Source organism: Vibrio sp. OPT46, from assembly GCF_015163535.1.
Taxonomy (GTDB): domain Bacteria; phylum Pseudomonadota; class Gammaproteobacteria; order Enterobacterales; family Vibrionaceae; genus Vibrio; species Vibrio alginolyticus.
Genome location: NZ_JADDYG010000838.1, coordinates 44626 through 49322, shown reverse-complemented (window position 1 = coordinate 49322; position 4697 = coordinate 44626). Strand labels below are relative to the sequence as shown.

5 protein-coding genes and 1 pseudogene are annotated in these 4697 nt (G+C 41.8%); 4 read left to right on the top strand and 2 right to left on the bottom strand.

The annotated features are described in order from the left end of the window. Together IQR33_RS29210 and IQR33_RS29205 are read right to left on the bottom strand one after the other, a co-directional pair. Positions 1-296: pseudogene (locus tag IQR33_RS29210) on the bottom strand (1-acyl-sn-glycerol-3-phosphate acyltransferase); the annotation flags it as partial. Further along, entirely contained in the window at positions 293-1021 is a 729-nt protein-coding gene (locus tag IQR33_RS29205) for a beta-ketoacyl synthase chain length factor (protein ID WP_193837664.1), read from the bottom strand. The gene IQR33_RS29205 and the pseudogene IQR33_RS29210, both read right to left, overlap by 4 nt. Before the next feature lie 76 nt (positions 1022-1097). Between IQR33_RS29205 and IQR33_RS29200 the strand changes: the two genes are divergently transcribed. From IQR33_RS29200 to IQR33_RS29185, 4 genes are all read left to right on the top strand, one after another. Next, entirely contained in the window at positions 1098-1496 is a 399-nt protein-coding gene (locus IQR33_RS29200; RefSeq protein ID WP_005382272.1) for a hypothetical protein, read from the top strand. A gap of 27 nt (positions 1497-1523) precedes the next feature. After that, entirely contained in the window at positions 1524-2591 is a 1068-nt protein-coding gene (locus IQR33_RS29195) for a methyltransferase (protein ID WP_193837665.1), read from the top strand. A 7-nt stretch (positions 2592-2598) separates the two neighbouring features. Beyond that, complete coding sequence (locus tag IQR33_RS29190; protein ID WP_193837666.1) at positions 2599-3843, top strand: NAD(P)/FAD-dependent oxidoreductase; 1245 nt, start codon at positions 2599-2601, stop codon at positions 3841-3843. Between the two features lie 210 nt (positions 3844-4053). Next, the coding region (locus tag IQR33_RS29185) for a transglycosylase SLT domain-containing protein (protein WP_228014215.1) at positions 4054-4697 on the top strand (644 nt) is incomplete at its 3' end.

Here is a 4697-nt window from a genome sequence, read left to right as displayed (position 1 = left end):
ACGTAATCGATTAAACTAGGGTGGTTGGCAACAATTAAACAATTACGATCTTGTTGAAGAATATCGGCACCAATAATTTGATAATCGATTGCGCCACTTAGCTTCATCAATTTACAAAATGTGTTGAATGAATATCGAATCGCACCCTGAACTTTATATTCGCGTTCCGTTTGGTCTGAAACAAAAATACGAATGGTCGGAATAACAATGAAACTCAGTACTAAACCACCTAACCCAAATACTGAAAAACAAAAGCCTGTTGCTAGCACACGCCAATACTGATTTAAGCGAGTCATTTTTTGTGCCATTCCCAAGCTTGTTGCGGAGCGAAAATAGTCCACTGGCTTTTATCTAACAAGTATTGTTGCAAAAATACTAAACCTTGAGGAAGAGGATGACCGGAACGTTCTGCGTTTATGGAGCTTTGTATCGCGAACTTGTCTCCATGAGAAAGTATTAAGCCAAGTCCAAACCCTTGGTATTGTTGGCTTTCATATTCTAAATAAGAGTCAGGCATAGGCTCATCAAAATCAACAAGCAGTACTTTTTTGTCAGGATTGTCGGACAAAAACAGCCATGCTTCTAATATTGCGCTTTGGAATGTGTTTTCTGCCGCAGCGATAGAAGTTAGGGGAATGGGTTGTTTAGTTGCGATAGTGGCAAGCCCTGCGGCGGTATTGTGCACCGATTGAGAAAAAGCCATCGGAGACGCCTCTTCTCCATTAATTATATCTTCAACTAGTGCGACGCTGCGATGCAGTTCACCATGACGGCTTGAAAATACAAGGTAATCAACTTGATGTTGATTAAGCATTTCGATTGCAGTTTGTACCGCCAGTTTACTGAGTGGGCTCATTCTTCTGCGCATCATCGCAGGAATATTTGCAACATTGATTTTGCCATCTTCTGGCCATTTTATCTCTGTTGCCCATTGTTTCCATTCATTGGATTCGGATAAACCTAATGAATTCGCTGTCCACGCATCAATATTGAACGAAATGTTGATCTTCGAGTTTGGCATATTGGGTTAAATTGTTTATTTTACAGCTCGATACAAATTGGGGTTGACCCAAATTCACAATAAAAAGGAAATTATCATGTCGCGTTTTAAGCTGTATGTCTCGTTATTATTAACTTTGCTTCTTGTTGGTTGTGGACGAGTACAACCTGTAATGAATGTGGAGGATACTCCAGTTGCTTATGATCTTCAAAATAAACAAGTAAAAATGGCCATAGTGCAATCAGCAACTAACCGAGGCTGGACGATCGAAGAAGTAAGCCCTGGTGTTCTTATTGCAAAAATCCACGTTCGTAAACACTCTGCAGAAGTAAAAATCCCATACAATAATAAATATTACTCAATTATTTATCTCAACTCAGTAAATCTCAAAGCAAGTGATGGCAAAATCCACCGCAATTACAATCGTTGGGTAAACAACTTGAATGTTGATATTCAGCGAGCTATTGCATTGTTGGGCAATCAATCTCAACAATAAAACTATTAATTGCAGTTAGGTTTTTCCGTGTTAAATCAAAATAATGACCCTTTTAATGCTTTTGAAGCGAAGACAGAGGCTCAGAAGTTATCTTTTGCACCAATCGTGTTCCAGACCGCCAAAACGCTTCGAGATTTAGGTATTTTAGCCGCTTTAGACAGCGCTGGCGCACAAGGCATGAGTGCCACAGATATTGCCGAGAAAACGGGAGTATCAGAATATGGTGTTAAAGTACTGTTGGATATGGCGATTAGTGCGCATATTGTTTTATGGGAACGACCTAACTATTCGCTTGCAAACCTTGGTTTTTACCTTCTTCATGATGGTATGACGAATGCAAACATGGATTTTACGGCAGATGTTTGTTACGCCGCGATGATGCATTTGACGGAAGCAATTCAAGAAGGTAAACCGTCAGGTTTGAAAGCGTTGGGCAATTGGGAGACCATTTATCAAGGTCTATCGACGTTACCAGAACAAGCCAAACAGAGCTGGTTTAAGTTCGATCATTTCTATTCGGATCGCTCGTTCCCACTTCTGCTTAAAGAGGTATTTGCAAGGAAGCCAAAGCATCTTGTGGATATTGGCGGAAATACGGGAAAATGGGCGATTCAGTGTTGTAAACATGACCCTGACGTTCAAGTGACGATTGTTGATTTACCGCAGCAATTAGAAGTAGCGATGAAGAATGTTTCAGAAAACCAGTTCGTCGAGCGTGTACGTCCATACCCTGCAAACATGCTTGATAAAGCACAAACATTGCCTGAGCATGCTGACGTATGGTGGATGAGCCAGTTCTTGGATTGCTTTTCCCCAATTGAGATCCTCAATATCCTTAAAAAAGTTAAAGCCCAGTTAACGAAGGGAGATACTATTTACGTATTGGAGCTGTTTTGGGATGCTCAAAAATACGCGGGAGCTTCCTATAGCCTTAATGCCACTTCTCTTTATTTTACCTGTTTAGCTAACGGTAATAGTCGCTTTTATCGCAGTGATGATTTCTTAGAAATTGTCGAAGCGGCAGGTTTATCTGTCGTTGAAAGAACCGACAATATTGGCCTTGGTCATACCTTATTAAAACTACAAGCAAACTAAATTCAGAATGAAAACAGAGCTCAAGCAAGTTGTTGTCGTAGGAGCGGGGCCATCAGGTTCAACCGTTTCTGCCTTATTAAAATCGCGTGGCATAGATGTTGTTGTCTTAGAAAAAGCGACTTTTCCACGTTTTTCCATAGGAGAAAGCCTACTCCCTGCATGTATGGAAGTTGTTGAACAAGCAGGAATGACTCATGCAGTAAAGCAGTTTGGTTTCCAGTATAAAGATGGTGCTGCATTTCGTCGTAATGGCGTATACACCCAGTTCGACTTTACAAACAAATACACACCAGGACCGGGCACGACGTTTCAGGTTCAACGTGCCAACTTTGATAAAGTATTGGCAGATAGCGCTGAAGAGCAAGGCGTAGAGATTCGTTATCAGCATGAGCTGCTCAACCTAGTGTTTGAAGGGAAAAAGTCTCGATTAGAAGTGCTCGACTCAAATAAGAAGGCTTATCAAATCGAAGCAGATTTTGTGCTGGATGCAAGTGGCTTTGGGCGTGTTTTGCCACGCTTGTTGGAGCTAGAAGAACCTTCTTGTCTTCCGCTTAGAAAAGCGATCTTTACCCATATCGAAGATCATATCTCTCCCCAAGAGCCGGAATACGATCGCAACAAAATTTTAATTTCAGTTCATCCTGAAAATCACGACGTATGGTACTGGCTAATCCCATTCTCTAATGGTACCTGTTCGTTTGGTGTGGTGGGTGAGCCAGAATTTTTCGAACAATACCCAGAAGATAAGATTGCAGCGTTGCAGCAGTTAGCCAATGAAGAGCCGGGTTTGGCTGCTTTATTGCGAAACGCGAATTACCCGAATCCAGCGGGCGAGTTGGGTGGCTATTCTGCTAACGTCAAACGTTTAGCGACAGAGCACTACGCGTTGCTTGGTAATGCTGGTGAGTTTCTTGATCCTGTATTTTCATCGGGTGTCACTATCGCCATGAAATCGGCAGAGTTTGCAGCGGACTGCGTGGTTCGTCACCTGAATGGTGAAAAGGTTGATTGGCAAGAAGAGTACTCGCAACGCTTAATGGTGGGAGTGAACACATTCCGCACTTATGTGGAAGGCTGGTACAACGGCACGTTGCAAGATGTGATTTTCTATCAAAACCCGAACCCACGTATTAAACAGATGATTAGTGCGATTTTGGCTGGATATGCTTGGGATACGAATAATCCTTACGTAAAACAAAGTGAGCAGCGTTTGTCGACGCTTGCAGAACTGGTTCGGGAAGCTGAACTGTAAGAATATACATTCGCTTATCCGAGAATCAGTAAGCCCAGGTCTTACCAAAAAATTGGTAAGACCTTTTTAATGCCTCTTTACTTTTACTTCTAGCGTGTTGGAGACACATTGACCACTTACATCGGTGTGTATCGAATTTGAGAATTTTTATGGTGACATTGATCACATCTAGAATTCCTGTTGCTGATATTTATATTAAATTTGTAGGAAATGGATTACATTCTGGGAGTGTTCCCTACATCCGGCTTCGTTGTGAAAACGGTTTATAAGCAACTGTATAAGTTAGTAAAGTTCCAAAAACTACATCAAAAAAAAGACAAGTTTCTTACCAAATCAATTCGCTTGGTGAGTTCGAGCCATCGACTACGCCAAACGCTTCCTCTACTTTCTAAAATTGTCGAAGAACATGACGCATCAACGGTCTCTTCGATTGCAGATCCCGAGAACGCGGTCGCGTGGGGAGGTAAAGTTTCTCCAGAGTTCAAATCTAAAGTCATCCGTATTAGTAAAGAGCTAAAGATCAATCCTAATCATCTTATGGCGTGCATGGCATTTGAAACTGCTGAAACTTTCAGTCCAAGCATCAAAAATGGTTCCGGAAGCGGGGCTACAGGGTTAATTCAATTTATGCCCTCTACCGCAGAATCATTAGGAGTGAACACAAAGACTCTTGCGAGAATGAGCGCGCTTGAACAACTTGACTATGTGAAAGCGTACTATTGGCCCTATCGAAATAAAATTAATAGCTTAGAAGATGCTTACATGGCCATTCTCTACCCTGCTGCGATTGGCAAACCGCCGTCTTTCGTTTTGTTCAGACAAGGCTCAATTGCCTATCGACAGAATGCAGGTAT

Bases quoted from the DNA above. Each gene is read 5' to 3' on its own strand.
- IQR33_RS29200 (WP_005382272.1), top strand. From the start codon at position 1,098: ATGTCGCGTTTTAAGCTGTATGTCTCGTTATTATTAACTTTGCTTCTT.
- IQR33_RS29205 (WP_193837664.1), bottom strand. From the start codon at position 1,021: ATGCCAAACTCGAAGATCAACATTTCGTTCAATATTGATGCGTGGACA.
- IQR33_RS29190 (WP_193837666.1), top strand. From the start codon at position 2,599: ATGAAAACAGAGCTCAAGCAAGTTGTTGTCGTAGGAGCGGGGCCATCA.